This is a genomic window from Nocardia sp. NPDC058666, from assembly GCF_042714895.1.
In the GTDB taxonomy this organism is placed as follows: domain Bacteria; phylum Actinomycetota; class Actinomycetes; order Mycobacteriales; family Mycobacteriaceae; genus Nocardia.
Genome location: NZ_JBHXRY010000016.1, coordinates 57,872 through 84,361, shown reverse-complemented (window position 1 = coordinate 84,361; position 26,490 = coordinate 57,872). Strand labels below are relative to the sequence as shown.

The following is a 26,490-nucleotide window of genomic DNA, read 5'->3' as shown; positions in this document are numbered from 1 at the left end:
GGTACGGAGAAGTTGGAACCAATAAAAAATTATTGGCACTGACATTCATCGACACACTATTGAGTTCTCAAAGAACACACGCACACACTTCTACCGGCAACTTGTTGTTGGGGTTTCGGTGAGGCAAGAGTTCAAACTTAGCTCAGGAACCATCCCGGAAGCAAGTCCCAGTCGGTGTAACCCTGAACACATGATCAGTCAGGCGCTCATCGTCCTACCTCGTGTCCCTGTACCGTAGCTTCCCTTGCGGGCTAGCTCGTCGGCACCGGGTCGGTGTCCGTGTCGCTCTGACTCGAATAAAGTTACGTGTCGACAATTGCAATGTCAAATCCCCTAGTCAGGGGATATTTTTACGGCGTTCGGGTAGGAAAGGACGCATGGCGAGCGAAGAAAACGGGAAGCGTCGGCGGTTTCGTCGCATCGTGCGGGCCGGACTTGTCGTGGCGGGCGGTCTGGTGTTGGTGACGGCCGGGGCGAACATAGCCACGTGGACTTTGTCGTCGGGTCATAGAAGTGAGGTGGCGGCTGCCCCCAGCGCGCCGGTCGTGATTATCCCGGGGGCCAGGGTGGCGCCGGATGGAACGCCGATGGCCTATCTACAGGGACGCCTCGATGTCGCGATCGAGTTGGTGGCGGCGGGCAAGGCGCAACAGATACTGCTGTCGGGGGATGCCGGCGGTACTTCGGGCGATGAGATCGCGTCGATGACGCGCTATCTACAGGAGAAGGGGATCGACCCGTCGATTGTGCGAACCGACGGCGCGGGGCTGTCCACGCGAGAAACCTGCGAGCGGGCCAAGTCGATGTACGGCATCGACCACGCGATCATCGTGAGCCAGTATCAGCACCTTCCCCGGGCGGTGGCGCTGTGCCGGGCGGCGGGTATCGAGACCGAGGGGGTGGTGGCCTATTGCGACTGCAGACAGGTCACCGAGATACGCAACAACGTTCGTGAATGGCTGGCAGCGCCGAAGGCCGTAGCTGAGATGCTTCTGCGCTGATCGCGGGCCAGGAGCGCAACGCGGCGACCAACTGACGCCATCGAGGCGACCCGGCCTCGTGCGTATTCCGTTGTGCCCCAGGATATTCCGAAGGAATGGATCGAGAGTTCGTTGATTCGTTCATATGTCCCAGCGTGCGGTGCGCGGGGTCCTCGGGTCAAAGGGTTTTCCGGGCGCACGAAGCTGGCTGCGGGCGCAGCCACGCCGAGCGCCAGTTCGCCCGCGGCGCGGTCGGATACCCGCCTCAGCGGTAGGACCAGCGGCGATGAGGTCGCCACCGCGGAACACAGTGGTCGGGTTGGCGTGCTCGACGAATCGGGATCGCGTACCGTGATCGGGGTTGTCTGCAATGATGGCCGACCGGATTGGGGTGCATCGTGGGCGGTTTCGAGCACGCCGCGCGGCTCGTGCGTTTCTGGCAGACCGTGGAGCTGTTCGGTCCCCAGCTGGTTCCTGACGTCGAGATCGACGGGCTGGTGGTCGATCTCGCGGCTGATGGGCCCGCGCCGTGGGAAAACCTGGCCGCGCTGCCCGCGTTGAGAACCGGGCAAGTGTGGCAGTTCGTTGTGTACGGCGGGTTGTTCGAGTTGGGGCGCGCGCGGGAAGCGCTGGTGCGCACGTTCGGCGAGGATCAGCTCGAGTCCGACGCTCGACGGGCCGGGACCACAGCGGCTTTCGCGGTGACCCTCACCGATGACGGGGTGGTTGTCGGGGGCTCGGCGACCTTGTCGGGGTTGGCGTGGGCCATCAATCGGTTGCGAACGCCGGGACCCGACGACAGCGGCTGGGCCGACGGGTTCGACCATGATTGCGCGGCCTTCACTGCCGCTCTGGACACGCTGTCAGGCGAATCGCACCCCGATCTCGAGCAGATGGGTCCGGCGCCGCGATGGCGCGCGCTGGACGTGGCAGGCCCCGGCGTTGCCGCCTCGGTGATCGCGGCGGGCTCGGATGGAGTCATCTCGCCAGGGTTGGCCGGGATGTCGGCGTCGGCTTTCGCGAAGCGGTTCACTGCCGATGGCGAGCTTGTCGAGCCGCCGCGGTTGACCGGTCGCGACCTGCAGACGTTCACCGGCGAACTGTGCGCGGCACTGGGTATCCGCTCGGAGTTGCGGGCCGGCGGTGTGCGGGTGGCGTGCGTGCAGGTCGCGGCGCGCGATGCGGACAACGCTGCTGCCGAGGATCGGCTCAACAGTGGGCTCGAGTCCGACTTGCGCGAGCTCGCGAGAGCGGTGCAGCGCGGGGATGTCGGTGCGGCGCTGCGTGATTACCTCGCGGCGGCGGAAGCGCTACCCGTCGGTGCTCGGATCGATGTTCGTGAGCGTCAGGACGCGGTGGTCGAAGGACTACTGCCGCAGTTCATTCCGGAAGGGCGCTGGCCTGGCGACCCGCTGGTGTCGGGGCAGCAGTTCGCGGTCGATCGCGCGCTGTCCGAATTGCGGGGTGAGTCAGGGATTTTCGCGGTACACGGGGCACCCGGTACCGGGACCACGACGATGCTGCGCGACCTGCTGGCCGGGATCTTGGTCGAACGCGCCACGCAGCTGGCGGCTTTCGACGATCCGATGGCGGTGTTCGCGGGCGTCACCGAACAGGTGCAGGTGGCGAAGAACTACACGGTCGGTGCGCACCGGCTGGCGAACTGTGTGACCGGGTTCGAAGTCGTGCTCGCGACCGGCAGCGATACCACCGCCGCCGACGTGGTGACCGAGATCCAGCAGCTGGGCGCCATCGATGAGGAGCTCAATCACTTCACCGACCTGGCCGAACTCGTCGGTGGGAAGCCCGCGTGGGGATTGGTCGCCGCGGCGCTGGGTGGGCAGCGACGTGCGTTCGCCGAGCAGTTCTGGTTCGGGGATCGGTTCGCGGCGCAGCGGAAGACCGGGACCCCCAACGGGGGGATGCTCGACATTCTCAAACAGGCTGAGGCCGACCCGGATTCGATCCCGGATTGGTCGACGGCGGTGCGGGACTTCACGACTCGGCGTGCCGAAGTGCGTCGGCTCGCGCAGGAGCGTCAAGACGTTGCCGACGCGGTCGCCGAACTGCCCGCGATGAATGCGGGTTTGGAGTCGATGTCGGCGGAGATCGCCAATGCCGATGACGCACACGCGCATTGGCGGGAACGCCATCAGTTGGCGACCGAACATCTGCGGGCCGCGCAGGCCGCGCAGCACCGGGCAGGCAAGCTGCTCACCGAGCACGGGGGGACCAAGTCCGGGTTCGTCGCTTCGCTGTCGACGGGTTTCAGTGCGGGACGGCGGTGGAGTGCGCGCAGCAATGAGCTACTGCGGGAACGGCATATCGCCGAGGCGGATGTGCGGCGGCGCCAGACCGAGGTCGACTACACGAGGGAGCAGTGGGGCGACGCGGCCGAGCACGGGCGCACGCTGATTCGCGACCACGTCGAATTGACGCAGCGGCGGGCGGCGGCGCTGGATGTCATCGAGCGCGGGCGCGAGATCTGGTCGCGCACAATTCCTTTCGGTGATGTCGCGGCCGATGACGAGCAGTTCCAACTGTGTAATCCGTGGGCGGACGAGCAGTATGCGGACGCGCGACGTGGGCTGTTCCTGTCCGCGTTGAAGTTGCATCGTGCGTTCCTGCTGAATGCGGCGCCTCGGGTTCGGGACAATTTGATCGTGGCGATCGCGATGATTCGTGGCGAGCTCGCGGTGCAGCCGAAGCCGGAAACCCTGGCGGCGGCGTGGCAGACGCTGTTCATCGCGGTGCCGATGATCACCACGACATTCACCGCGCTGCCCCGGCTCTTCGCCGGACTCGGGTCCGAGGCGCTGGGGTGGTTGTTCGTCGACGATGCGGGGCAGGCCGCTCCGCAGTCGGTGGCCGGGGCGCTGTGGCGGGCTCGGCGCGCGGTGATCGTGGGCGACCATCGTCAGCTGGGACCTGTTGGGGCACTTCCGACTTCGGCACAGGAAGCCTTGGTTCGGCAGTATGGGCTCGACGCGGAATGGATGCCGGATCAGGCGTCGGCCCGGCAGGCGGCTGACCGTGGGGTTCGGTTCGGGACGTGGTTGACGCCGTCGGATTCGGTGGCGCCGGTGTGGGTCGGTACGCCGTTGCGGGTGCATCGGCGCAGTGACCGGCCGATTTTCGAGCTCACGCATCACATCGCCTATGACGATGATCTGTTGGTGTTCGGCACGCCGGACCGGCCGGAGTTCCCCGGACAGAACCGGTGGATCGACGTCAGATCCGCACGGGCCGAAGGTAATTGGATTCCCGGCGAAGGCGAAGCGCTTGCCGCGTTGCTCGCGCAGTTGATCGAGGACGGAGTCGCGTCGGCCGATATCCGGGTGATGAGCCCGTTCCGCGACGTCGCGTACGGCGCGCAAGATGTCGCGGCCGATGTGCTCGGTGCGGAGTTCGCGGCGCAGCAGGTGGGCACAGTCCATGCGATGCACGGCAATTCGGCCGAGGTGGTCGTGCTGATCCTGGGGACCTCACCCGCTGCCGGCGGGTCACGACGGTGGGCCGCGACGAATCCGAACGTGCTCAACGCGGCGGTATCGCGGGCCCGACGACGGGTCTACGTGATCGGCAACTACCGATTGTGGAGCAGCCAACGATATTTCGACGAGCTGGCCCGACGGTGGACGGTGCAGACCGAGCAGCTGGTCGATCAGACCGTGAGCCGGTAGAACCGCCAGAAGCCGAAGTCCTCGATCGGCAGGATCTCCACGGCGGTGAAGCCTGCGCTGTCGGCGTACTCCGCCAGTTTCGTGACGCGCATGACCGTGCCGGTGCCTGCGGAGTCGGCGTGCGCCATGCCGTCGGGCAGGCAGATCAGCAGGCTGAACCCGTACATCAGCCGGTCGGTATCGCTTGCGGGAGCGGTGAATTCAGCGTCGACGGCTTCATCCATGATGATCACCGCGCCGCCGGGGCGCAGGGCCTTGCGCATCGCGGTGAGCACGTCGACGGGGTGCGGCATGTCGTGCAGGCATTCGAAGGCGAACAGGGCGTCGTAGGCCGATTCCGGGAGGTCGGTGGCGGCGTCGGCGTGGTGGAAACGGACGCGGCCGCCCAGGTCGGTGGCATTGTCGGTGGCCATCTGCACCGAGGGCTGGTCGATGTCGTAGCCGTCGACCGTCAGATCGGGGTAGGCGCGGGCCAGCGCGATCGCCGACCAGCCGCCGCCGGAGCCGATATCGGCGGCCTTGGCACCGGGGCGCGCGAGTAGGGCATTGACATCGGCGACGTCGGCCAGTGCGGCGGCGAGGCGCTTCTCGAACCAGGGGCGGTTCATGTCGGACTGGGATTCGCGCATGTCAGCGCCGTACTCGGACCAACCGACCCCACCACCGTCCCGGTAAGCACGCACGAGCGCGGGCATCTGAACAGCGGCCCCGGCCAGCATCCGGGCAAGAGGCGCCAGGTAGTCGAGACTGCTCGGATCGGTGAGCACCTCCGCCGCCCCGGCCGGCAACGCGAACCGCCCGTCCGCGCCCACGGTCAGAATCCCGGTAGCCGCCTGCTGCTCGAGCCACTCCTGCGCATACCGGCGATCCCCACCGGCGCGCGCCGTCAACTCCCCCGCATCGGCGGGCCCACCCGAGACCAACGCCTGATACCACCCGAGCCGATCCCCCAAATGCACCGACAGAATATCGATCGCACCCAGGGCTGCCTCGAACAACCGCTGGGCGAACTGCTCACTGGTCTGCTCCACTGCACTCACCGGTAATCCTCCTGCGCTCGTTTCAGCGGGCCGATGCCGACCCGCTGAAACGAACTACGCGCGGGCAGGCCGAAAGGTTCAGCAGCTCGCCGAGACTTCTACGGCGAGTCGAACAGCAGGCCGCCGGAATCGACGGTGGTGCCGATGGTGTCGGTGTAGACCGAGTCCTTGGCGGAGTCCATGACTACTACCGGGCAGATGACCGAGTAGCCGGTCGCGGCGATCTTGGTGGGGTCGAAGGTGACGATGGGGGCGCCTGCTTCTACGGTGTCGCCTTCGGTTGCCAGGAGTTCGAAGCCTTCGCCCTTGAGCTTGACCGTGTCGATGCCCAGGTGGACCAGCACACCGACGCCGTGGCCGAGGATGACGAAGGCGTGGGGGTGGAGTTTGACGATCTTGCCCGAGATGGGGGCGGTCACCATCAGGGTGCCGCGGGTGCGGTCGGGGTCCAGGGCCACGCCGGAGCCGACGATCTGTTCGGCGAAGACCTGATCGGGGACGTCGGACAGCGCTACGACCTTGCCCGGTAGCGGGCTGATCACCGGGATACTCACAGGATGTCCTCGATGTCGTCGGCGAGGGTGTCGGCTTCGGGGCCGACCACGACCTGCACGACGGTGCCCGACTTGAGCACGCCGTGTGCGCCCGCGGCCTTGAGGGCTGCCTCGTCGACCTTGCTGCCGTCCTTCACCTCGGTGCGCAACCGGGTGATGCAGGCCTCGATCTCGACGATGTTGTCCGCGCCGCCAAGGCCCTGGACGATCGCTTCCGCTTTGGACATGTGTTCTTCCTTTCGGCGGTTGTTGCCGATACCAGTATGGGAGTCTCGGATGTGCGCCACATCATATTTTGCGGTTGACATCTGATCGCCACCTGGTCAAACTGGCAACTGGTTATGACCGGACAGTACCCGTTAGGGTTACCCGCTCACAACAGTTAACCCGGATCGGCCGACATGGCGGTCCGGCTCGCCGAGACCGCCGGGAACCCGGCACGAAGAAGGTCGACATGACTGCTGTTACCGACAGCCCGAAACAAGAATCGAAGGCGTTCGTTGCCTTGCAACGCCTCGGTCGCAGCCTCATGCTGCCGATCGCGGTGCTGCCCGCCGCGGGCATCCTGCTGCGCATCGGCCAGGACGACCTACTCGGTCGCTTCTCCGCGCTCGAGAGCACCGCGTCGGTCATCTCAGCCGCCGGCCAGGCCGTGTTCACCTGGCTGCCGCTGATCTTCGCCGTCGGTATCGCCATCGGCTGGGCCAAGAAGGCCGACGGGTCGACGGCACTGGCCGCGGTGGTCGGTTACATGGTCATCGACGGCGTGTTCAAGGCGATGTCGCCGATCGTGCTCGAAGGAAAAACCGATGCCAAGGACGCGCAGGCGCTGATCAACTACGGCGTCCTCGGTGGCATCGTGATGGGTCTGCTGTCGGCGATTCTGTGGCAGCGGTTCTATCGCACGAAGCTGCCCGATTTCCTCGGCTTCTTCAACGGCAGGCGGCTGGTGCCGATCCTGACCGCGTTCACCGGCCTGGTCGTCGGTGTCGGCATGGCGTTCCTGTACCCGGTCTTCAACTGGGCACTCACCTGGGTGGGTGAGACCGTCGCGGCCAACTCGGTCGTCGGCGGCGGCATCTTCGGCGCGGCCAACCGTCTGCTCATCCCGACCGGTCTGCACCACATCCTGAACTCCACGGTGTGGTTCCTCGTCGGTGACTACACCGATGCCTCCGGCCAGCTCGTGCGCGGCGACCTCAACAGCTTCTTCGCTGGCGACCCGACCGCGGGCACGTTCATGACAGGCTTCTTCCCGATCATGATGTTCGCGCTTCCGGCCGCGGCCTTCGCCATCTGGCGCAACGCGCGTCCGTCGCAGAAGAAGCTGGTCGGCGGCATCATGCTGTCCACCGGTCTGACCGCGTTCGTCACCGGCATCACCGAGCCTCTCGAGTTCTCGTTCATGTTCGTGGCATGGCCGCTGTATGTGGTGCACGCGCTGCTGACGGGTACGTCGATGGCCTTGGTGAACGCGCTGGGTATTCACGACGGATTCACGTTCTCCGCAGGCGCGATCGACTATCTGCTGAACTTCGGCAAGGCGACCAACGCGTGGATGCTGATCCCGATCGGTCTGGGCTACGCGGTGATCTACTACGTGCTGTTCAGCTTCGTGATCAAGAAGTGGAACCTGCGCACTCCGGGCCGCGAGGCGGAAACCGATGTCGAGGCCGGCGCGCCGGACAAGGCTCTGGTCGAAGCGGAGACCGCCGCCGTTGCCACGGGCGATACTCGAACCGACGCGCCCTCGGTCGCCGAAGTCGAAGCCGAGCAGCACACGAAGCTGGACAAGAAACTGGAAGGTGAGTGATTCCATGAACTCCCGCACCGTCATCGTCGGATCAGAGGTCGGGCTGCACGCGCGGCCCGCCGCGAAACTCACCCAGGCCGTGCAGGCCTCGGGGGTGCCGGTGCGGATTTCGATGGGAGGTGGCGAACCGGTCGACGCGGCCAGCGTGCTCGCGGTGATGACGCTGGGTGCGGGCCACGGCGCGCAGGTGACCTTGCACGCCGAGGGCGCCGACGAGGTGTTGGACCGGTTGGCCGAACTCGTCGCCTCGGACCTGGACGCCTGATGCCGGAACTGGTGATCCGTGGCCTGGGCGTGAGTCCGGGCGTGGTGAGCGCGCCGTGGTTGCGGTTCGGGTCGCAGCTCGAGACCTCGGCGCAGGATCCGGTCGGTGGCACGGTGGCCGAGGAGTTGGCTCGGGTCAAGGACGCCCTCGGTGGTGTGTCCGACGAGATGGCTTCCAGGGCCGCGCGGGTGAGTGGTGTTGCGGCGGAGATCCTTTCGATGTCGGCGACGATGGCCCGTGACCCGGGCATCGTCGCCGCCGCCGAGAAGGAACTCGCCGCCGGGATGCCGACCGCGCACGCGGTGCACCTGGCGTTCGAAGGGTTCTGCGCCAAGCTCGAGGCGCTGGGCGGGTATATGGCGGAGCGGGCGACCGACTTGCGCGATCTCGGTGGGCGCACGGTCGCCGTGCTGCTGGGTGAGCCGATGCCAGGGATTCCGGAACCGGGATATCCGTTCGTACTGGTCGCGCGGGATCTCGCGCCCGCCGATACGGCGATGCTGGGTGACAGTGACGTGGTCGGGCTGCTCACCACCGAGGGCGGCCCGACCAGCCACACCGCGATTCTCGCGAAGTCGCTGGGGTTGCCCGCGGTGGTGAACTGTCCCGATACCGACCGGCTCGTCGATGACGTGCCGGTGTTGCTCGACGGGACCACCGGTGAGGTTGTGATCGACCCGAGTCCCCTGCGCCAGCGGGCCGCCATCGAGCAGGCCGCGGCGGACAAGGCGCGGATCGCGGCGGCCAGCGGGCCAGGGCATACCGCTGACGGTTCGCCGGTGCAGCTGCTGGTGAACATCGGGACTGTCGACGACGCGGTGAAGGCCGGACGGGTCGACAGTGAGGGTGTGGGGCTGTTCCGGACCGAGTTCATGTATCTCGGGAAGCCGTCCGCCCCGACTCTGGACGAGCAAACCGCTTCGTACACTGCGGTTCTCGAACAGTTCGCCGGGCGACGAGTCGTGGTGCGCACACTCGACGCCGGGTCGGACAAGCCGCTGCCGTTCCTCGATCTCGGGACCGAGGAGAATCCGGCGCTCGGCGTCCGTGGGCTGCGGATCGGGACGGTGTTTCCGGAAACTCTCGCCACCCAGCTCACCGCGCTCGCTCGCGCCGGCGAGGCGACGGGGGCCGATCTGTGGGTGATGGCGCCGATGGTTGCCACCGCGGATGAGGCTGCCGGGTTCGCCGCGCTGGCCCGGGAAGCCGGGCTGAAGAAGGTCGGGGCGATGATCGAGATCCCGGCGGCGGCTTTGCGTGCCGCGGATCTGCTCGCGCACCTGGACTTCGTCAGCATCGGCACCAACGATCTGAGCCAGTACACCTGTGCCGTCGATCGGATGGCCGGTGGCCTGGCGACGTTGCTGGATCCGTGGCAGCCGGCGGTACTGGATTTGATCGCGATGGTCGGTGCGGCCGGTGCCGCGGCCGGGAAGTCGGTCGGGGTGTGTGGTGAGGCGGCGTCGGATCCGACGTTGGCGCCGGTGCTGGTGGGTCTGGGCGTGACGAGTTTGTCGATGTCGGTACCCGCGCTGCCCGCAGTACGCGCGGCGTTGGCCGCGGTGGATATGCAGCGGTGCCAGGATGCGGCCGATGCCGCGTGCGCGGCGCGGAACCCCCAGGCGGCGCGCGAGAGTGTCGCGGCGATCATCGGGCGGTCGTGAAACAGGTTGTTGTCGGTGCGGTCCGGCCGTCGGTCGGATCGTTGGATGCTGGGCGGCGTCGCCTCGTTGTCGGTGACGCGGGTAGACGGAAGGGTTCGTGGTGAGCGGGGTGGTGCGTGGTCGGCTGGTCGGGACGGCCGAAGGTGACATTGCCGATGGCGTGGTCGAATTCGACAAGGGTCTGATCACCTGGGTCGGTGCCGCCGCGAATTATCCCGACCCCGAGAAACTTCCGGCATCCAGCGACGATCTGGTGCTGCCCGGTCTGATCGACCTGCACTGTCATGGCGGGGCCGGGTTCGGGTTTCCCAACGCCGATGCCGCCGGGGCCAGGGTCGCGGCGGCGCACCATCGCGCTCAGGGCACCACCGGGTTGATGGGCAGTTTGGTGTCGGACCAGCCCGACGTGCTGGTCGAGCAGGCGGCGATGCTGGCGGATCTCGTCGAGGACGGGGAACTGCTCGGGGTGCATCTCGAGGGTCCTTTCATCAATGAGAGTCGGTGTGGGGCACAGGATCCCGCGGCGATCAGGCCGGGTGATCCTGCCCTGTTCGAGCGGGTGTACGCGGCCTCGCGCGGGACCGTGCGGTCGATGACGCTGGCGCCGGAGACCGCGCATTTCGACGAACTGCTCGCCGCGATGCGCCGTCACGACGTGCTGCCCAGCCTCGGTCACACCGATGCCGATGCCGCGACTACCGCGGCGCGCATCGCCGACGCCCGTGGTGGGGCGATCACCGCCACCCACCTGTTCAACGGGATGCCCGCACTGCATCACCGCTCCCCCGGGCCGGTCGCCGCGTGTCTGGCCGCGGCCGGACGTGGCGAGATGGTCGTCGAATTGATCGCTGACGGAGTGCATTTGGCGCCCGAGACGGTGGCGTTGGTATTCGACACCGTCGGGGCGGATGAGATCGCGCTGGTGTCCGACGCGATGGCGGCGGCGGGCATGAGCGACGGGGACTACCGGCTGGGTGCGCTGGATGTTCGGGTGCACGACGGGGTCGCCCGGTTGGCCACCGACGACGGGTCGACCGGAGCGATCGCCGGTGGCACCGCCCGACTCATCGACGTGCTGCGGTGGACCGTTTTCGTCGCGGGCATCGCTCTGGCCGACGCGGTCACCTCCGCGACTCGCACTCCCGCTCGCGTGCTCGGCCTCGAGGGCGAACGCGGCAGTCTCACCGTCGGCACGCGCGCCGACATCGTTGTCACCGACCAGTCATTGCAGCCGCGACGGGTTTTCGTCGCCGGAACGGAAGGAACCTGATGGAGATCGTGATCCGGGCTGACGAGAACGAGGTGGCGAACACGGTCGCCGATATCGTCGGCGGGTACGTACAGGGCGGCAACGCCATCCTCGGCTTGGCCACCGGGTCGTCGCCGCTGGGCAGCTACCAGGAACTGGCGCGCCGGTATCGCGAGGGCGAACTGGACTTCTCGACCGCGAGCGCGTTCCTGCTCGACGAGTACGTCGGACTGCCCAAAGACCATCCCCAGTCGTACTTTTCGGTGATCCGGTCGGAGTTCGTCGACCATGTGAACCTGGATCCGGCGCGGGTGCTGAGCCCGAACGGGGAAGCGGGTGACGTCGCGGGCGAAGGCCGACGGTACGACGCCGCGATCGCCGCCGCGGGCGGGGTCGACGTGCAGCTGCTGGGGATCGGGACCGACGGGCACATCGGGTTCAACGAGCCCGGGTCGGCGCTGACCTCGCGCACGCGAGTGAAGACGCTGACCGAGCAGACGCGCAAGGACAACGCGCGCTTTTTCGACGGGCCAGAGGATGTGCCGCATCACGTGCTGACCCAGGGCCTGGGCACCATCAACGAGGCGGGGCATCTGGTGATGATCGCGCTCGGTGCGGGCAAGGCCGACGCGATCGCCGCCGCCGCCGAGGGACCGCTGTCGGCGTTCTGCCCGGCCTCGGTCATGCAGTGGCATCCGCACGTCACCGTGGTGATCGACGAGGGCGCGGCGAGCAAGTTGAAGTTGGCCGACTACTACAAGTACGCGGTCGCGAACAAGCCCGCCTGGCAGTCGTTCTGAGATGACCGCGCTCGAGTTCGCGGTGCAGGACGTGGCGGGTGCGCTCGGTGCGCGCCGCGTCGGGGCGGATCGGGTGGAACTGTGTGCGGCGCTGGGCAGTACGGGTGGGCTGACGCCCAGTATCGGGACGATCGAGGCTGTGGTGGGGACCGGGATTCCGGTCCATGTGCTGATTCGGTGCCGGGCCGGCGGTTTCGTGTACGCCGATGCGGCCGAGCTCGCGGTGATGAACGCTGATGCGCGAGCGGCTGTTTCGGCTGGCGCGTCGGGTTTGGTGGTCGGTGCGCTCACCCCTGACCATCGGGTCGATGTCGAAGGGTTGCGCCGGGTGCTCGACGGTGTTGCCGTGGAAGACATAGAGCTGACCTTTCATCGTGGGATAGATCAGATCCGCGACCGTGAGGCCGCGCTCGACACGTTGATCGCCGGTGGGATGACCAGGGTGCTCACCTCCGGTGGGGCAGCCACCTGCGCCGAGGGTCTGGATGAACTCGCCGCGATGGTCGAGCACGCGGCCGGGCGCATTCAGATCATGGCGGGCGGTGGGGTCACCGTCGGCGATATCCCGGCGCTGCACCGGGTCGGGGTAGACGCGGTCCACCTCTCGGCCCGACGGGTCATCGCGGACGACGGTGGGCCCGGTGGGGGTGGCAAGTCCGGCCAGGAACAGCTGGACGAGGAGCTCGCGGCCGATGCTGCCGCTGAGCTACTAGCCGCGAACCGGTCGGGCCATACAGCCTGAATCAGGCTGCGTAATTCGCCCGCGCGGTTTCGTGCGCGGCGGGCGTGGGCGTTTCAGGCCCGCTCGGCCAGGATTAACTCCGCTTCGCCCGCATCACAATCGAACGCGGCTTGTACGGCCGCAACGGCCTTTTCGTGCTCCCCTGCCGCGATCAGGTCGTCGATGGCGGCCCACTGGTCGGTGGGCGGCGCGACGGGCGAGTCGAGGCGGCGATCAAGCCGTTCCCACATGCGGGCCACAGTCGGGTCGTCGGCGAGTAATCCGCCCAGGTGGGCCTTGAAGTTGGGGTGTTCGGTCCGGTACATCCCCATCCAACTGCTACCCGGCGGACTGGCTTCGGCATTGGCCGTACGGTCGGCGAGCTTGAGGATCACCGCGCGGGGATGGGCGACGATCTTGTCGTAGGCATTCTGGTTTCGAGCCTTGCGATCAGGGCCGACACCCGTGACCGCCCACACCAGATCGAGAACCGCACGGCCGAAACGAGATTCGACCTCATCCGCGGTAACCGGGGTGTCCTCGACGACATCATGCAACCACGCCGCCTGCGCGAGTTCACCGTCGTAGCCGAAATCGCGCAGAACAGCCCGCACGGCCGCGAGGTGAGTGACGTAGGGATGCTCGCCATACCGCTGATCGCCATGTGCCGCGACAGCGAACTCCCGCGCCTCGGCTTCGCGCTGGTCGACAACCTGCTGATCGAACTCCATGTCACACCCCCGTGCTCGAATCTGATCCTGTTGCGACCGACCCTAGCCGAGGGCACCGACAAGTATTCGAATCAGAGGTGGACCAGCGGTTTCACCGCGGTCAGGATGCCGGTCTGGTCGCGGCTCCGGCTGTAGCTGAGGTCGAGGAAGCCAGCCGCCTCGACCCGCTCGATGTAGTGGCGAATGTCGACGTCGACGAACGGGTCCCGGCCGAGGAACAGCGAGAAGACCGCCCGTATGCGGGGCGACGGTGACGCGTCGGCAAGCAGCAGCCGCCCGCCCGGCCGCAGCACTCGCCACATTTCGGCGATCGCGGCGTCGCGCTTCGCTTCGGGAATGTGGTGCATGACGAAAGTGCAGGTGACGACATCGAATTCGGCATCGGACACGGGCAGGTCCTGCGCAGGACCGACTTCATAGCGGTGGTGAGCAACGCCATCCCTGTTCTCCTCCACCGCCGTGACCGAAGGGTCGACGCCGACAACGGCTCCGGTCGGGCCGACCGCCGTCCCGAGCGCACGAACGAGCTTGCCCGGCCCACAACCGATATCGAGCGCACGCCAACCGGGCCCAGCACCGGACAGTGCGACGAATTCGGCGAGCAGACGGCGATGCCTGCCGAGGAAGAACACCGCGGTGAACAGGTTGTAGCGACGCAGACCTTCGATGACGAGGCCGGTGTCGGCATCATGGACGAACATGGGGGTGAGAAGCTGATTTCGGGTCATGCCTTCATGGTCGGACGTGGGCGCGCGCGTCACCAGGAGCAGAATCGTCGTCGGTGTCCGTTATCGAACAGATCCGGGAAAACCGTTCAGGAGGAAGCGATGGCGCAACACCCGGATCGTCGGGTTCGACGCACCAGGGACACGCTGCACCAGGCGCTGATCGAGCTGATGATCGAGCGCGGCTACGACAAGGTGACCGTGCGCGACATTATCGACCGCGCCGACGTAGGGAGATCCACCTTCTACGCGCACTACCGCGACAAGGACGACCTACTGCTGGTCAGCTGCACCGAATTCCTGCGTCGCGAGATCGCCCGCACGAGCACGCCCGGTTCACCCCTGGCTCCCCTGCGGGTGATGTTCCATCTGGCCGCGCAATATCCCCAGGTGTACGGCCCGCTGATCGGGCCGAAGGCGACCGCCACCGTCGTGCGCGCCTACCAGCAGTGCGTCACCGAACTGGTCGACGAACTGCTCGGCGACCAGCCGGCGGGCACCATCGCGTTCCTGTCGCATGGGTTGATCAGCATGCTGGGCACCGTGATCGACCCCACCGCGCCGACACCACCCGCACAGGCCTGGCAGCGGTTCGAGACACTCGCGCTGTACGGGCTCAGCGGCGCAGGTCCGGCCATGGCGGGCGACGCAGGATCGCCAGCGCCACAATGACTCCGGTGAGCAGTCCGATCCATTCGCCCAGCTGCGCGATGCGGGTGGCGTCGACCGCGGGCGTCCATTGCGCGTGCCCGTCGTGGACCACGAACAGTCCGATCGGACGAGGATGTCGCAGCAGGCCTCCGCCGCGCGAGACCGTGATGATGGTGGTGCCCTCGGCCGTGTCGATCGGCTCGCCGAACACCATCGGCGGCTCGACCACGAGCTGTTCGAGGCGGTCCCTGATCGTCATCGCATCCCCGTCCCGTCGTTCGGTAGTGCCGTCGAACATACGCGTCCGACGCCCGGTGCCGTCGGATACGAACCCAACTGGAGAGGGTTGCAGAAATATGTAGATCGGTCTAGTTTTGGGCGGTGGGCAAAAAAGGAGCCGAGACGCGGTGCAAGTTGATCAGGGCGACACGGTCGCTGATCGAGTCGCACGGGTACTTCGGTGCCGGGCTCAACCAGATCGTGCAGGACAGCGGTGCACCGCGCGGCTCACTGTACTTCCACTTCCCCGGCGGCAAGGACGAACTGGTCGTAGCCGCACTGGCCGACAGTGGCACCGATATCGCGGCGATCATCCGCACGATCGAGGCGACCGACGCCCGCGACTTCGCGCGAAAGATGTTGGCACTGTTGGGCGATCAGCTGGAAGCCTCGGAGTGGACCATCGGATGTCCGGTGGCGACCGTCGCGTTGGATACCGCGGCTACCAATGATGTTGTGCAGCAGGCCTGTTCGGCGACCTACCGGCAGTGGGAAGACGCCATCCGCGAGCGACTGGTCGGATTCGGGCATCCCGAGCCCGAACGGCTCACCACCGTGGCACTGGCGCTGATCGAAGGCGGGCTGGTCCTGGCTCGCACGCACCGCTCTCGCCAACCGCTGCTCCACCTCGCCGACACCATCGACACTCTGATCTGAGCTCGCCTCCTTCCTCGAACCACCTCTCGGTTCAAAATATGTAAATCGGTCTACTGAAAGTAGGGCACATGGCTCACACCGACTCGATCGTTTTCGGCGCCGCCGGATTCATCGGCCGCTCGCTGGTCGCCGAACTGCTGCGCACCGGGCACACCGTCACCGCCGCGTTGCGGGCAGGCAGCCAGGATCGGCTGCGGACCTGGCTCGACGGGCACGGTGTCGACTCGACCGGCTTGACCATCACCACCACCGACATCGGCGAACCGGATCTCGCGATTGGCGACGACATCCACGGAGTGCGCGATGTGTACAACGCGGCCGCACTGATGAAGTTCGGGCTCGACGCGGAGGTGGCGCGGCGGGTCAACCTCGACGGTGCGGTGCACGTGCTGGAATGGGCTGCGCGACAACCGGATCTGCGAAGGGTCGTGCACATCAGCGGCTATCGCGCCGTCGAGGACGCAGGCGAACAGGATTACCGCAACGGCGCGTACGAGGCGTCGAAAATCGAAGCCGATGGCACGCTGCGACGCATCGCTGCCGAACGTGACATCCCGCTGACCGTGGCGAATCCGTCCGGGGTACTCGGGCCCGGACAGTACTTCGGGCTCTCCGACATCATCGACAACCTCTGGCGGGGCCGGTTGCCCGCGCTGCCGGGGTCCACCGACACCTTCGTTCCGGTGGTCGACCTCGACTATGTGGCGCGGTTCATGGTGGGGCTACCCACTGTGCCCGACACTGCCGGCAAGTCCTATGCGCTGCTGGATGCCACGACTCCCGCACTCCCGCAACTGATTCAGCTCGTTGCCGAGCACCTCCATGTGGATCCGCCGCGATTCACCCTGCCGACCGCATTGGTCCGCCGACTGCCGCGGGCACTGACGCACGCTGACCCCGAAGCGCTGCACTTCATCAGCAGCGACCGTTACGACACCAGTGCCAGCGATGTCGTCGCGCGACGGCTCGGCGTCAGTCATCCGCCGGTCGGCGACCTTCTGCGCACGTATGCCGACGACATCGTCGCCAGCCGCAACGGCGCCGTCACACCCATACCGAAATCTGGTTTCCGCGAAGGAACTTGGGTTGTCGGCGAGCATGTCGATCCGGAATATGTGTTGCTGCACGGGATTCCGGTCGACAGTGATTCGTGGGCCGACGTGGTTCGCGAGTTGGACGTGCCGGTACTGGCGGCTGACCTGCCCGGGCTCGGCCGATCGGCGGCATCCTCGGGGTCGATCGGCGACTGGATGGACCAGTTGATGGCGCCGGTACGGACTCGCCCGGTCATCGTCGGCCATTCGTTCGGTGCCTGGCCCGCAATCGAATTCGCGCTGCGCCATCCCGATCGGGTGTCGCGACTCGTGCTCATCGCGCCGGCTTTCCTGCAGCGACCCGCCTCTCGGCTGACGGGTTCCCCCCTTGCCGCCGAGGTGGTCAAGCGCATGCCGATGGCGAAATTGGCTGCCCGACTGGATATTCCGGAAGGGCCTGCCGTCGCGTCGGCGGTAGCGAATCTACGTCGGCCCGGCGTTGTTCAGCGCACCTTCGCCGCCCTGCGCGCCGCGGGTGCCACGCGCGACGAACTCGCCGCGAAACTCGCTGGAGTCACCGTGCCGGTCGACATCATCGTCGGCGCGCGGGATCCACTGACCGAGCCGACCGATCTACCTGTCACCACCATCGCCGACACCGGCCACTACCCGCAACTGACCCATCCCGATCAGGTCGCACAGGCCCTTCGAAGCGAAAGCACTACCGACGCAAGGTAGCTGCGAACTCAACCGGCCGACAGCTCGATGCGAAGTGCGGGGTCGTTCAGCATCTCCGGTGGGAGCGTGATGGATTCCTCGGTTCGCCACCGTGCGTGCCAATTGGGAACGCCACCAGGCAGATTCAACTCTCGAGCTGTGGTGAGCAATGGTAGGTCCAGGCGGGCTGACGTGACGGTGACGGTCGCGTTTGTCGGCGTGTGCGACCAGACGTCGTCGACCGCGTTGGTGATGCGGACGCCGAGTCGGTGGCCGGGGGCCAGGCGGGCGTCTTGCCAGAGCAGGCGGATGTCGGATTCTGGGTGGACGGGGGCGATGCCTCGGGTGATGACTGTTGCGCGGCCGTCGGGGGCGATGTCGTAAAGCTCCAGTGCGACAGTCGCTTCCGGAGGTCCGGAGAGTGTGAGGGCGGCGGTTGCGCGGCCTGCCAGGTGGACGGGTTCGGTTACCGGAGCCGAGATCGACCAGATTTCCCGGTCCCTGCCGGGCAGTAGGCCGCGATCGTTGTAGGTGCCGGTGCGCAGTGCGACGGACGTGCGGCGGGAATCCGAAGGTGGCCAAGCGTTTTCGCTGCGCCAGCCACCGTCGAACTGACCGACGGTCACCGGCGGGCCCGGCACGACTACGTCGGCGCCCGCTACGTGTCGGTCCAGGAAAGCGTAGAGCTCCGAGGCGAATTGGGGTGTTCCGCATTTTTCGCGACAGTCCGAGTGGCCCCATTGGCCGAACCAGGCGCGGTGCTCGCCGGGGCCCCTGGCTTCCCACGCGTCGATGATCCGGTCGGCGCGCGTGTTGGAGTCCAGGAAGCTCTGGGCGAGGAACATCGGTGTGGTGTTGCCGCGCACGGCCTCGAGCATGTCGCGCTCACGCCACTTCGGGTTCGCGCCGTTGTGGTCGGTGGTCAGGGCCAGGTAGTCGGCGGCGCAGTCCTGGGTCATCGCCACGGCATTGGCTTTGTACTCGTCGCCGTCTGCCGGATGACCAGGAGTCGACGCGATCGCCAGGTGTTCCACACCCGCGGTGTCGGCGGGTCGAATTCCGTCGTCGGTCAACGGTTTTCCGCCGAACTTCCACGAAGTGCCCTGCATGTAGAGATACGAGTACGGATCCACGACCGGCGCGAACGCCGCCACCGCCGCCAACCCCTTCGGCTTCGCGGCCAACGCCATCATCCCGGTCCACCCCTCATAGGACGTCCCGACCACCCCGACCCGCCCCGTCGACCAAGGCCGACTCGCCGCCCACTCCACCGCGGCCGCCACATCCGACATCTCCCCCGGCCCGCCGTAGTCGGGACACCCGTTCGACCCACCGAACCCACGCAGATCGACGATCACATACGTGTAGCCCGCTCGCAGCGCCCACTCCACAGGCAGATTGTCGGTCGACGGCCCGCCCGCAGGTCGCGGCAGACTCAGATACGCCAGATGCGCGCGATAAGGACTGGCCGTCAACAACACCGGAGTCCGCACCTCAGCCGCGATCCCCTCCGGCCGCAGCACATCCGCATGCAACCGAGTCCCATCCGGCGCGTTGAAATACTCCTGCGTCCAGACGTACCCCACGTTCACCGACTCCGCCGACACAGGCGCGGCAAGCCCGAACACCAACGCCACACCGACCACAACCCGCGTCACCATCAAGCCCCATCGCACTCATGGACTATTACCGGTACTCGCCGCGGAGTCCAGCCCCGACAACCAGGGGCCGTCGCGGGTCGGCGAGGTAGCCGACCACGCGAGGTCTGCACCGGACGCGCGCGGCGTTGCGAACACCGGGCAGGATTACCAGCGCCCGAGCGACTGTCCGCCACCCTCTCGTCGACGCACGCGCGGCACTGGCCGACTCTGTTGCGCGACGAGCATGACCGACGATGTCGGCGGCTTCTCAGACAGCGCTTCCCTGACGCGCTGACAATCGGGTGGAGGTCGACCTGGTCAGGCGGTCGACGGCCAGCTGGTCGAGGCTGAATCGTCCCGGCCCCATCAACGCCACGGCCATCGATGCCGCGGCCAGGATGAGGACGAATTCGTATCCGCCGTTCTCGGCGAAGAATCCGTTCGACGCGTGGACGAAGATCCACGCGCCGCCCATGATGAACACGTAGCCGGCCGCGACGATGCGGGTGAGAGCGCCCGCGATGAACAACAGCGAGCCGAAGGCCAGCCAGATCGGCACGAACCGACCGCTCACCTCGTTGAGGGGTATGCCTGCTTCGCCCTGCATCGCGACGATGGTGGAAAGCCCGGTCCGGAGATCATCGATCCCGTGTACCAGGAACACGCCCGCGAGCCCGAGCCGCAGCACGAGCTTTCCTGTGTCGGTGACCAGTGGTGAACTCTCGGTGAGCAATTCGGTCTTCATTGTCGACCTTCCGTGCCAGGTGAATCCGATTTTTCGAACATGTCCATCGCACCAGGAAATCGGCTGCTCAGGAAGGACAGATCGGGTTGCCGCCGATACCCTCGAGGTATGGGAGATCTCGAGGTGAGAGAGCTTCGATACTTCGTTGCCGTCGCCGAGCACTCGACTTTCTCGGGTGCCGCGGCGGCACTGGGAATGGCGCAGCCACCCCTGTCGCGGGCGATCCGGCTACTCGAACGGCGACTGGGCGTCGACCTGTTCGTTCGAAGTGCGCAAGGCGTCACGTTGACCGACGCGGGACAGACGTTGCTCGACGAGTCGTTCCACGCGCTGGCCGCGATCGGGGCCGCAGCGGCCCGGACCCGGCGCGCGGGACTCACACAATCGACGCTGATCGCGACAGCCAAACCTGGAACAGCGTCCGGCCTGTTGCGGCGCGCCGTCGACGCGTTCACCGAGACGCACCGAAGTCCGGTGGTGGAGATCCTCGTCGCGGGCTACCGCGGGCAGACCAGCATGGTGCGCGACGGTCGGGCGGACGTCGCGATTGTCGGCTCGCCGTTCGACAGTCGCGGTCTGGCTGTCGAGGTGCTGTCCGAGGAGCCCCGCGTCGCGGTGGTCGCCACCGACCACCGTCTCGCTACCCGGCGCGACCTGCGGTGTCGAGAGCTGCTCGGCGAGACCATCCCGGTATTCCCCGACGCCACCCAGGACGAACGCCTCTATTGGTCCGGCCGGGACAGGGTCGGCGCGGGCAGCCCGCTCGAAGTCGCCACCTCGGTCGAAATCTCTACCACCGACGTAGGCGATATCACCCAGGTCATCGAACTCGTCGCGCTGGGACACGCGGTCGCCCTGTTGCCACGGTCTGTGGCGAATGCCTATCCACGCGCGGACGTAGTCCACCTCCCTACCGTCGACGCGAGCCCGTATGTGAGCTCGATCGTATGGCCACAGGGGTCGAGGTCGCGATCGCTGGCCGAATTCGTCCGCTTCACTGTCGAATTCGCCGGACAGGAGCAGGCACAACTGCACCGAGGCGCATCCTGACCCGAATCACGCAGTCCGGCAAGGATTTGCGCGGATACACGAAAATCCCCTCCAGCACAGAGCTGAAGGGGATTTTCGATTACCGCGGACCTACCGCGTACCGAACGGGCTGTTCACACCCGTTCACGCAGGTCAACGATCACACGTCGTAGTAGAGCTCGAACTCGTACGGGTGCGGGCGCAGGTTGACCGGGGCGATTTCGTTGTCGCGCTTGAGCTGGATCCAGGTCTCGATGAGGTCAGGCGTGAAGACGTTGCCCTCGGTGAGGTAGTCGTGGTCCTGCTCGAGGCGGTCGATGACCGCGGACAGGCTGGTGGGGGCCTGGGGGATGTTCTTGGCCTCCTCCGGCGGGAGCTCGTAGAGGTCCTTGTCCACGGGCGCCATCGGCTCGATCTTGTTCTTGATGCCGTCCAGGCCGGCCATCATCATGGCGGCGAAGGCCAGGTACGGGTTGCCCGAGGAGTCCGGCGCGCGGAACTCGATGCGCTTGGCCTTGGGGTTGTTGCCCGTGACCGGGATACGCACGGCAGCCGAACGGTTGCGCTGCGAGTACACCAGGTTGATGGGGGCCTCGTAGCCCGGCACCAGACGGTGGTAGGAGTTGACGGTCGGGTTGGTGAACGCCAGCAGCGACGGGGCGTGGTGCAGGATGCCGCCGATGTAGTGACGCGCCAGATCCGACAGGCCGCCGTAGCCGGCCTCGTCGTGGAACAGCGGCTTGCCGTCCTTCCACAGCGACTGGTGCACGTGCATGCCCGAGCCGTTGTCACCGAACAGGGGCTTCGGCATGAAGGTGACCGACTTGCCGGCCTTCCACGCGGTGTTCTTCACGATGTACTTGAACAGCTGCAGGTCGTCCGCAGCCGAGAGCAGCGTGCCGAACTTGTAGTTGATCTCGGCCTGACCGGCGGTGCCGACCTCGTGGTGGCCGCGCTCGAGCTCGAAGCCCGCGTTCTGCAGGTTGGTCGAGATCTCGTCGCGCAGGTCGACGTAGTGGTCGTACGGGGCGACGGGGAAGTAGCCACCCTTGTTGCGGACCTTGTAGCCGAGGTTGCGGCTGCCGTCCGGGTTGAACTCCTTGCCGGTGTTCCACGAACCCGAGACGGACTCGATCTCGTAGAACGAGCCGTTCATCTCCGAGCCGTAGCGGATGCCGTCGAAGATGTAGAACTCGGCCTCGGCACCGAAGAACGCGGTGTCGGCGATGCCGGTCGAACGCAGGAACTCCTCGGCCTTGCGCGCGATGTTGCGCGGGTCGCGGGAGTAGGCCTCACGGGTGAACGGGTCGTGCACGAAGAAGTTCATGTTGAGCGTCTTCGCGTTGCGGAACGGGTCGATCCGCGCGGTGCTGAAGTCGGGGAGCAGGAGCATGTCCGACTCGTCGATCGACTGGAAGCCACGCACCGAGGAGCCGTCGAACGCCAGACCCTCTTCGGCCAGGTCGGCGGTGAACGCCTTGGCCGGAATCGAGAAGTGCTGCTGGACGCCGGGCAGGTCGGAGAAGCGGATATCGACGTACTCGATGTCCTCTTCCTTGATGTACTGGATGACCTCTTCGGCCGTGCTGAACGTCACTTGCTCTCCTTACGAATCGGTTCCCAGCCAGTCGCGATGCTGGCCCTTTCCCGACGACTGCGAGCAGTCGCCGCGAAGGGGTTCGTCGCGACCTGACGCTAAGGACGCGGTGTTTCCCAACAGTCAAGGCTGTGTTTCGCCAGTGTTACGCGAGCTGGATGCCTGGGTGATGTGAGCCAAACGGGTGCGTCCTTCAGGCTAATCCTGCCATCCGCGCGTTCGCGCGCTGACGTGACCTCCACTAATGCGCGCGTGGGCGGCCGATCGCGCGCCACTATCCTGGGCTCATGGCGCGTATTACCGGCACATGGCTCTCCGGCTCCCCGGCCGAACCCGGGCAGGGCGACACCCCCGGCTACCCAGGCGAGCTGTACGGGCTGCCACGCGAGGGTGCGGGCTCGCTGGCGCCGACCTGGCGCCGAGTGGTCGCGATGTTTCTGGACTGGTTCATCGCGGTCGGGATCGCGGCGGTGGTCATGGGCGGCACGGTGAAGCCGTCGGTGCAGCTGCTGGTGTGGTTCACGATCGGGGTGGGCGCGGTGACGTTGTTCGGGTTCACCCCCGGCCAGTACTTCATGAAGCTGCGCGTGGTGCGGATCGACGCCGCCGTGGCGGTCGGGTTCGTGCGCGCACTGGCCAGGCAGGTGCTGCTGGTGTTCGTGGTGCCCGCGCTGTTCACCGACGCCGACGGTCGCGGCATGCACGACCAGGCCACCGGCACCGCGCTGGTCAACGCCCGCTGACATAGGTCCGGCCCGCGCTCTGGGAAGAGCACGGGCCGGGGAAGAACTGGCGGGGATCAGCGGCGACGGATCGCGCGCTGCATGCCCTTCATCTTGGCGCCGGGGGGCATCGGGCCCTTCGGCATCGCGGGACCACTGCGCGAGCTCAAGGCGGTGAGCCTGCCCTCGATCTGGTCGATCCGCTTGACGTCGATGTTGCGCGGCAGCTTGGTCAGGGTCTTCTGCAGCTCCTTGAGCGGCGTCTGACCTGCCTCGTTGCCGACGATCACTTCGTAGATGGGGGTGTCACCGACCAGGCGGGCGGTGCGCTTCTTCTCCTGTGCGATCAGCGACTTGACCCGCTGCGGGGAACCTTCGGCGACGAAGATCACCCCGGGCAGACCGATCACGCGGTGCACGGCGTCGAGCTGGGTGGTCGCGGCGACGCCGTTGGCGACCCGCCACTTGCCCTGCAAGTTCTCCAACACCCACGCCGCGGCGCCCGCCTGACCTTCGGCCTTGCGGTACACGTTCTTCTGCACGCGGCGCCCGAACAGGATGAATGCCAGCAGCACACCCAGCAGCAGACCCAGCGGCAGCAGGAACCACTGCATGTCGAAGATCAGGCCGATTCCGAAGAACACGACCGTGGTCCCGACCAGTGCGCCGATCATCAGCGGCAGCAGCGCCTTGTCTTCCTTGCGCTGCATGTTGAACGCCTGCCACAACTGCTGACGACGTTCGCGCGATGCCTGCTTACGGGCCGCTTTAGCCGCGGCCCTGGCTTCCTTCGACGGCTTGCCGCCCTTGCCTCCTGCCATGGGTGTCAGCTTAGATGGCGCGTCGCGCACGGGTCTGACCGCATCACACCGGGCGCGGATCCCGGCGTTTCGGGCGCGGTTCCCGCGCAGACAGCGCCCCCGCGGACCACAATGGGGGTGATGCGCCCGATCACCGAGATTCCCGCCCACTCCCCCGTGACCGATGGTGTCGACGACGAGGTCGCCCGGCGGCTGGCTGTGGCGCTGCAGTGCGTCACGGTGTCGACCGAGGATCCCGCGCACACCGCCGACGCGGAGTTCGTCCGACTGGCCGCGCACCTCGAGTCGTCGTTCCCGCTCGTGCACGCGCAGCTGAGCTTGACCATGTTCGAGCACAGCAGGCTGTATCGCTGGGACGGCGTCGAGCCGGGCACGGTGTCGGCGATCCTGCTGGCGCACCAGGACGTGGTGCCCGTGGACGACGCGCAACGGTGGACCCATCCCCCGTTCGCCGGTGTCGTGGACGACGAATTCATCTGGGGCCGTGGGGCGATCGACGACAAGAGCCGCGTGCTCGCCGTGCTGGAAGCGGTCGAGTGGGCGCTACAAGCCGGAATTCGCCCGCGGCACACCATCTTCCTGGCCTTCGGTCACGACGAAGAGGTCTTCGGTGACGGTGGCGCGGTGCGGATGGCACAGCATCTGCGCGACCTGGACGTGCGCGCGGACCTGCTGCTCGACGAGGGTGGCGTGATCACCGACGGCGTCGCCGACGGCGCGGATCGGCCGGTGGCCAGCATCATGCTCGGCGAGAAAGGCTATGCGACAGTACGGCTTTCGGTCAGTGAGACCGGTGGGCACTCCTCGATGCCGGGCAAGCAGACGGCGGTGGGACGGTTGGCGCGGGCGGTGGCGCGGGTGCAGGACCATCCGATGCCGTTGCGGTTGACGCCGGTGATCAGCGACATGCTCGCCCGCATGCGGGTGGCGTTTCCCGAACCGCGCCGCAAGTTGCTCGCGCTCACCGACGCGCGCGGGCTGAGCACGCTGGCCCGGCCGCTGATCACCAGGATCATGGCGGCGGGGCCGACCACCGAGGCGTTGGTCCGCACGACTACCGCGCCCACGGTGATCAGCGGCGGTGTGAAAGCCAATGTGTTGCCTCAGAGCGCCGAGGCGTTGGTGAATTTCCGTATCCTGCCCGGTGATTCGGTGGCAGCGGTGCTCGCGCACTGCGCTCGGGTGATCCGCGATATCGGCGTGGCCATCGAGCTGGTCGGCCCCACTTCGGAGCCGTCGCGGTTCAGCGAACCGGGCCCGACCTTCGATCTGATCGCCGAACTGGCCAGCAGTGTGGTGCCGGGAATCGTGACCACCACCGGGATCGTGCCCGGCGCCACCGATTCGCGCCACTACGACGGCCTGGCCGCCACCCGGTGCAACTTCGCGCCGATCGTGCTGACCGCGTCGGATCTGGAACGGATCCATGGAACCGACGAGCGGATCTCGCGCCTGAACTACGCTCGGCTGATCGAGTTCAACCGGCGTCTGCTCGAGCGGCTGGCCGCGACGCCCGAAGCCACAGGAGCGCGACGATGACCACCGATACGGGCGAATTCGCCGGCCACGGCGGCAAGATCGCGTGGCGCGCATGGCAACCCGACACCACGCCGCGCGGGGTGGTCGTGCTGGTGCACGGTGTCGCCGAACATTCCGGGCGCTACGAACACGTCGGAACGGCATTGGTCGACGAAGGTTTCGCGGTCTACTCCTTCGACCACATCGGACACGGACTGTCCGAGGGTGCCGCGGCCAATATCGGTTCGATGCAGGCCGCCGCCGACAATGCCGCGACCCTGCTCGAACTCGCGGGCACCGCCCATCCGGGGGTTTCGAAATTCCTGCTCGGGCATTCGATGGGCAGTCTGGCCGTACTGCACCTGGCCACGCGCGGACCAGTCGACGTGGCGGGCATCGTGATCTCCGCCCCGCCGCTGGACATCCCGCTGGGCAACCCGATCCAACGCCTGGCCGCACCGCTGCTCACCCGGTTCGCGCCGAATCTCGGTGTGCTGACCCTGGATTCGTCCACGATCAGCCGCGATCCCGAAGTGGTGCGCGCCTACGACGACGACCCGCTGGTGTTCCGCGGCAAGCTGCCCGCGCGCACCGCGGTGGAGATCCTGCAGCACACCGCGCTGGTGAAGCAGCGCCTCGGCGCGCTCACCGCACCGCTGCTGGTGCTGCACGGCACCGCGGATCTGATCGCGTCGCCGTCGAGCGCGGACCTGCTCGAACGCGACGCGGGCTCCTCGGATGTGACGGTGCTGCGGTATTCGGGGCTGTACCACGAGGTGTTCAACGAACCCGAGCGCGCGAAGGTGCTCGGCGATGTCACCGACTGGCTGTCCGCGCATGTTACCGACCAGTAGT

25 protein-coding genes are annotated in these 26,490 nt (G+C 66.8%); 15 read left to right on the top strand and 10 right to left on the bottom strand.

Translation table 11 applies throughout. The features are described from left to right. Nucleotides 1–377 precede the first annotated feature (377 nt). Both ACFWVD_RS25540 and ACFWVD_RS25535 read left to right on the top strand, forming a co-directional pair. The gene (locus ACFWVD_RS25540) at nt 378–1,001 is read left to right on the top strand and encodes a vancomycin high temperature exclusion protein (protein WP_379246917.1); all 624 of its coding nucleotides are present in this window, start codon (nt 378–380) and stop codon (nt 999–1,001) included. 377 nt (nt 1,002–1,378) lie between these two features. After that, nucleotides 1,379–4,663: a DEAD/DEAH box helicase gene (locus ACFWVD_RS25535; RefSeq protein ID WP_379246915.1), complete on the top strand. Its 3,285-nt coding sequence runs from the start codon at nt 1,379–1,381 to the stop codon at nt 4,661–4,663. Here ACFWVD_RS25535 and ACFWVD_RS25530 read toward each other — a convergent pair. The 3 genes from ACFWVD_RS25530 to ACFWVD_RS25520 form a co-directional block, all read right to left on the bottom strand. Next, on the bottom strand, nt 4,645–5,703 hold the full coding sequence (locus ACFWVD_RS25530; RefSeq protein WP_379246913.1) for a class I SAM-dependent methyltransferase: 1,059 nt from the start codon (nt 5,701–5,703) through the stop codon (nt 4,645–4,647). The two genes, ACFWVD_RS25535 and ACFWVD_RS25530, sit on opposite strands and share 19 nt — an antisense overlap. A gap of 98 nt (nt 5,704–5,801) precedes the next feature. Continuing rightward, the gene (locus tag ACFWVD_RS25525; RefSeq protein WP_379246911.1) at nt 5,802–6,257 is read right to left on the bottom strand and encodes a PTS glucose transporter subunit IIA; all 456 of its coding nucleotides are present in this window, start codon (nt 6,255–6,257) and stop codon (nt 5,802–5,804) included. Further along, on the bottom strand, nt 6,254–6,484 hold the full coding sequence (locus tag ACFWVD_RS25520; RefSeq protein ID WP_101469146.1) for a glucose PTS transporter subunit EIIB: 231 nt from the start codon (nt 6,482–6,484) through the stop codon (nt 6,254–6,256). Before ACFWVD_RS25520 ends, ACFWVD_RS25525 begins: the two co-directional genes overlap by 4 nt. A gap of 227 nt (nt 6,485–6,711) precedes the next feature. On the opposite strand from ACFWVD_RS25520, the gene ACFWVD_RS25515 reads away from it, so the two are divergent. The 6 genes from ACFWVD_RS25515 (at nt 6,712) to ACFWVD_RS25490 (ending at nt 12,790) form a co-directional block, all read left to right on the top strand. Next, nucleotides 6,712–8,070 (top strand): PTS transporter subunit EIIC, encoded by a 1,359-nt coding sequence (locus ACFWVD_RS25515; RefSeq protein WP_379246909.1) that lies wholly within the window; start codon nt 6,712–6,714, stop codon nt 8,068–8,070. 4 nt (nt 8,071–8,074) lie between these two features. After that, on the top strand, nt 8,075–8,335 hold the full coding sequence (locus ACFWVD_RS25510) for an HPr family phosphocarrier protein (RefSeq protein WP_379246907.1): 261 nt from the start codon (nt 8,075–8,077) through the stop codon (nt 8,333–8,335). Next, nucleotides 8,335–9,999 (top strand): phosphoenolpyruvate--protein phosphotransferase, encoded by a 1,665-nt coding sequence (ptsP, locus tag ACFWVD_RS25505; protein WP_379246905.1) that lies wholly within the window; start codon nt 8,335–8,337, stop codon nt 9,997–9,999. Before ACFWVD_RS25510 ends, ptsP begins: the two co-directional genes overlap by 1 nt. A 97-nt stretch (nt 10,000–10,096) precedes the next feature. Then, complete coding sequence (locus ACFWVD_RS25500) at nt 10,097–11,269, top strand: N-acetylglucosamine-6-phosphate deacetylase (RefSeq protein WP_379246903.1); 1,173 nt, start codon at nt 10,097–10,099, stop codon at nt 11,267–11,269. Further along, a complete protein-coding gene (gene nagB, locus ACFWVD_RS25495) occupies nt 11,269–12,048 on the top strand; it encodes a glucosamine-6-phosphate deaminase (RefSeq protein ID WP_379246901.1) in 780 nt (259 codons plus the stop codon). The genes ACFWVD_RS25500 and nagB overlap by 1 nt, the downstream gene beginning before the upstream one ends. A 1-nt stretch (nt 12,049) precedes the next feature. After that, nucleotides 12,050–12,790 (top strand): copper homeostasis protein CutC, encoded by a 741-nt coding sequence (locus tag ACFWVD_RS25490; protein WP_379246899.1) that lies wholly within the window; start codon nt 12,050–12,052, stop codon nt 12,788–12,790. A 53-nt stretch (nt 12,791–12,843) separates the two neighbouring features. Here ACFWVD_RS25490 and ACFWVD_RS25485 read toward each other — a convergent pair whose 3' ends face one another. Together ACFWVD_RS25485 and ACFWVD_RS25480 are read right to left on the bottom strand one after the other, a co-directional pair. Continuing rightward, nucleotides 12,844–13,500 carry an HD domain-containing protein gene (locus ACFWVD_RS25485; protein WP_379246897.1) on the bottom strand — a complete coding sequence of 219 codons (657 nt, stop codon included), beginning with the start codon at nt 13,498–13,500 and terminating at the stop codon, nt 12,844–12,846. Between the two features lie 71 nt (nt 13,501–13,571). After that, nucleotides 13,572–14,228 (bottom strand): class I SAM-dependent methyltransferase, encoded by a 657-nt coding sequence (locus ACFWVD_RS25480; RefSeq protein ID WP_379246895.1) that lies wholly within the window; start codon nt 14,226–14,228, stop codon nt 13,572–13,574. A gap of 99 nt (nt 14,229–14,327) precedes the next feature. Here ACFWVD_RS25480 and ACFWVD_RS25475 point away from each other — a divergent pair, with 99 nt between their 5' ends. After that, nucleotides 14,328–14,897, top strand: coding sequence for a TetR/AcrR family transcriptional regulator (locus ACFWVD_RS25475; protein WP_379246893.1), 570 nt, complete (start codon nt 14,328–14,330; stop codon nt 14,895–14,897). Here ACFWVD_RS25475 and ACFWVD_RS25470 read toward each other — a convergent pair. Then, complete coding sequence (locus tag ACFWVD_RS25470) at nt 14,842–15,135, bottom strand: hypothetical protein (RefSeq protein WP_379246891.1); 294 nt, start codon at nt 15,133–15,135, stop codon at nt 14,842–14,844. The two genes, ACFWVD_RS25475 and ACFWVD_RS25470, sit on opposite strands and share 56 nt — an antisense overlap. 122 nt (nt 15,136–15,257) lie before the next feature. On the opposite strand from ACFWVD_RS25470, the gene ACFWVD_RS25465 reads away from it, so the two are divergent. Both ACFWVD_RS25465 and ACFWVD_RS25460 read left to right on the top strand, forming a co-directional pair. Continuing rightward, nucleotides 15,258–15,812, top strand: a complete 555-nt coding sequence (locus ACFWVD_RS25465) for a TetR/AcrR family transcriptional regulator (RefSeq protein WP_379246889.1) — start codon at nt 15,258–15,260, stop codon at nt 15,810–15,812. 68 nt (nt 15,813–15,880) lie between these two features. Beyond that, nucleotides 15,881–17,584, top strand: a complete 1,704-nt coding sequence (locus ACFWVD_RS25460) for an alpha/beta fold hydrolase (protein WP_379246887.1) — start codon at nt 15,881–15,883, stop codon at nt 17,582–17,584. Nucleotides 17,585–17,592: 8 nt separating this feature from the next. Here the strand turns inward: ACFWVD_RS25460 and ACFWVD_RS25455 are convergent, their stop codons facing one another. Together ACFWVD_RS25455 and ACFWVD_RS25450 are read right to left on the bottom strand one after the other, a co-directional pair. Then, entirely contained in the window at nt 17,593–19,224 is a 1,632-nt protein-coding gene (locus ACFWVD_RS25455; RefSeq protein ID WP_379246885.1) for a CocE/NonD family hydrolase, read from the bottom strand. A 247-nt stretch (nt 19,225–19,471) separates the two neighbouring features. Further along, nucleotides 19,472–19,948, bottom strand: coding sequence for a DoxX family protein (locus ACFWVD_RS25450; protein ID WP_379246883.1), 477 nt, complete (start codon nt 19,946–19,948; stop codon nt 19,472–19,474). 123 nt (nt 19,949–20,071) lie between these two features. Here ACFWVD_RS25450 and ACFWVD_RS25445 point away from each other — a divergent pair, with 123 nt between their 5' ends. Next, nucleotides 20,072–20,998, top strand: coding sequence for a LysR family transcriptional regulator (locus ACFWVD_RS25445; protein WP_379246881.1), 927 nt, complete (start codon nt 20,072–20,074; stop codon nt 20,996–20,998). 139 nt (nt 20,999–21,137) lie between these two features. Here ACFWVD_RS25445 and glnA read toward each other — a convergent pair whose 3' ends face one another. Then, nucleotides 21,138–22,574 (bottom strand): type I glutamate--ammonia ligase, encoded by a 1,437-nt coding sequence (gene glnA / locus ACFWVD_RS25440; protein ID WP_379246879.1) that lies wholly within the window; start codon nt 22,572–22,574, stop codon nt 21,138–21,140. A 287-nt stretch (nt 22,575–22,861) separates the two neighbouring features. On the opposite strand from glnA, the gene ACFWVD_RS25435 reads away from it, so the two are divergent. After that, nucleotides 22,862–23,317 (top strand): RDD family protein, encoded by a 456-nt coding sequence (locus ACFWVD_RS25435; protein ID WP_379246877.1) that lies wholly within the window; start codon nt 22,862–22,864, stop codon nt 23,315–23,317. A gap of 56 nt (nt 23,318–23,373) precedes the next feature. Here ACFWVD_RS25435 and ACFWVD_RS25430 read toward each other — a convergent pair whose 3' ends face one another. Next, complete coding sequence (locus tag ACFWVD_RS25430) at nt 23,374–24,117, bottom strand: DUF4191 domain-containing protein (RefSeq protein WP_379246875.1); 744 nt, start codon at nt 24,115–24,117, stop codon at nt 23,374–23,376. A gap of 120 nt (nt 24,118–24,237) precedes the next feature. Here ACFWVD_RS25430 and ACFWVD_RS25425 point away from each other — a divergent pair, with 120 nt between their 5' ends. After that, on the top strand, nt 24,238–25,656 hold the full coding sequence (locus ACFWVD_RS25425; protein ID WP_379246873.1) for a M20/M25/M40 family metallo-hydrolase: 1,419 nt from the start codon (nt 24,238–24,240) through the stop codon (nt 25,654–25,656). After that, on the top strand, nt 25,653–26,489 hold the full coding sequence (locus tag ACFWVD_RS25420) for an alpha/beta hydrolase (RefSeq protein ID WP_379246871.1): 837 nt from the start codon (nt 25,653–25,655) through the stop codon (nt 26,487–26,489). Before ACFWVD_RS25425 ends, ACFWVD_RS25420 begins: the two co-directional genes overlap by 4 nt. Nucleotide 26,490 lies beyond the last annotated feature (1 nt).

Bases quoted from the DNA above. Each gene is read 5' to 3' on its own strand.
- ACFWVD_RS25540 (WP_379246917.1), top strand. From the start codon at position 378: ATGGCGAGCGAAGAAAACGGGAAGCGTCGGCGGTTTCGTCGCATCGTG.
- ACFWVD_RS25520 (WP_101469146.1), bottom strand. From the start codon at position 6,484: ATGTCCAAAGCGGAAGCGATCGTCCAGGGCCTTGGCGGCGCGGACAAC.
- ACFWVD_RS25515 (WP_379246909.1), top strand. From the start codon at position 6,712: ATGACTGCTGTTACCGACAGCCCGAAACAAGAATCGAAGGCGTTCGTT.
- ACFWVD_RS25510 (WP_379246907.1), top strand. From the start codon at position 8,075: ATGAACTCCCGCACCGTCATCGTCGGATCAGAGGTCGGGCTGCACGCG.
- ptsP (WP_379246905.1), top strand. From the start codon at position 8,335: ATGCCGGAACTGGTGATCCGTGGCCTGGGCGTGAGTCCGGGCGTGGTG.
- nagB (WP_379246901.1), top strand. From the start codon at position 11,269: ATGGAGATCGTGATCCGGGCTGACGAGAACGAGGTGGCGAACACGGTC.
- ACFWVD_RS25490 (WP_379246899.1), top strand. From the start codon at position 12,050: ATGACCGCGCTCGAGTTCGCGGTGCAGGACGTGGCGGGTGCGCTCGGT.
- ACFWVD_RS25485 (WP_379246897.1), bottom strand. From the start codon at position 13,500: ATGGAGTTCGATCAGCAGGTTGTCGACCAGCGCGAAGCCGAGGCGCGG.
- ACFWVD_RS25480 (WP_379246895.1), bottom strand. From the start codon at position 14,228: ATGACCCGAAATCAGCTTCTCACCCCCATGTTCGTCCATGATGCCGAC.
- ACFWVD_RS25475 (WP_379246893.1), top strand. From the start codon at position 14,328: ATGGCGCAACACCCGGATCGTCGGGTTCGACGCACCAGGGACACGCTG.
- ACFWVD_RS25470 (WP_379246891.1), bottom strand. From the start codon at position 15,135: ATGACGATCAGGGACCGCCTCGAACAGCTCGTGGTCGAGCCGCCGATG.
- ACFWVD_RS25460 (WP_379246887.1), top strand. From the start codon at position 15,881: ATGGCTCACACCGACTCGATCGTTTTCGGCGCCGCCGGATTCATCGGC.
- ACFWVD_RS25455 (WP_379246885.1), bottom strand. From the start codon at position 19,224: ATGGTGACGCGGGTTGTGGTCGGTGTGGCGTTGGTGTTCGGGCTTGCC.
- ACFWVD_RS25450 (WP_379246883.1), bottom strand. From the start codon at position 19,948: ATGAAGACCGAATTGCTCACCGAGAGTTCACCACTGGTCACCGACACA.
- ACFWVD_RS25435 (WP_379246877.1), top strand. From the start codon at position 22,862: ATGGCGCGTATTACCGGCACATGGCTCTCCGGCTCCCCGGCCGAACCC.
- ACFWVD_RS25430 (WP_379246875.1), bottom strand. From the start codon at position 24,117: ATGGCAGGAGGCAAGGGCGGCAAGCCGTCGAAGGAAGCCAGGGCCGCG.
- ACFWVD_RS25425 (WP_379246873.1), top strand. From the start codon at position 24,238: ATGCGCCCGATCACCGAGATTCCCGCCCACTCCCCCGTGACCGATGGT.
- ACFWVD_RS25420 (WP_379246871.1), top strand. From the start codon at position 25,653: ATGACCACCGATACGGGCGAATTCGCCGGCCACGGCGGCAAGATCGCG.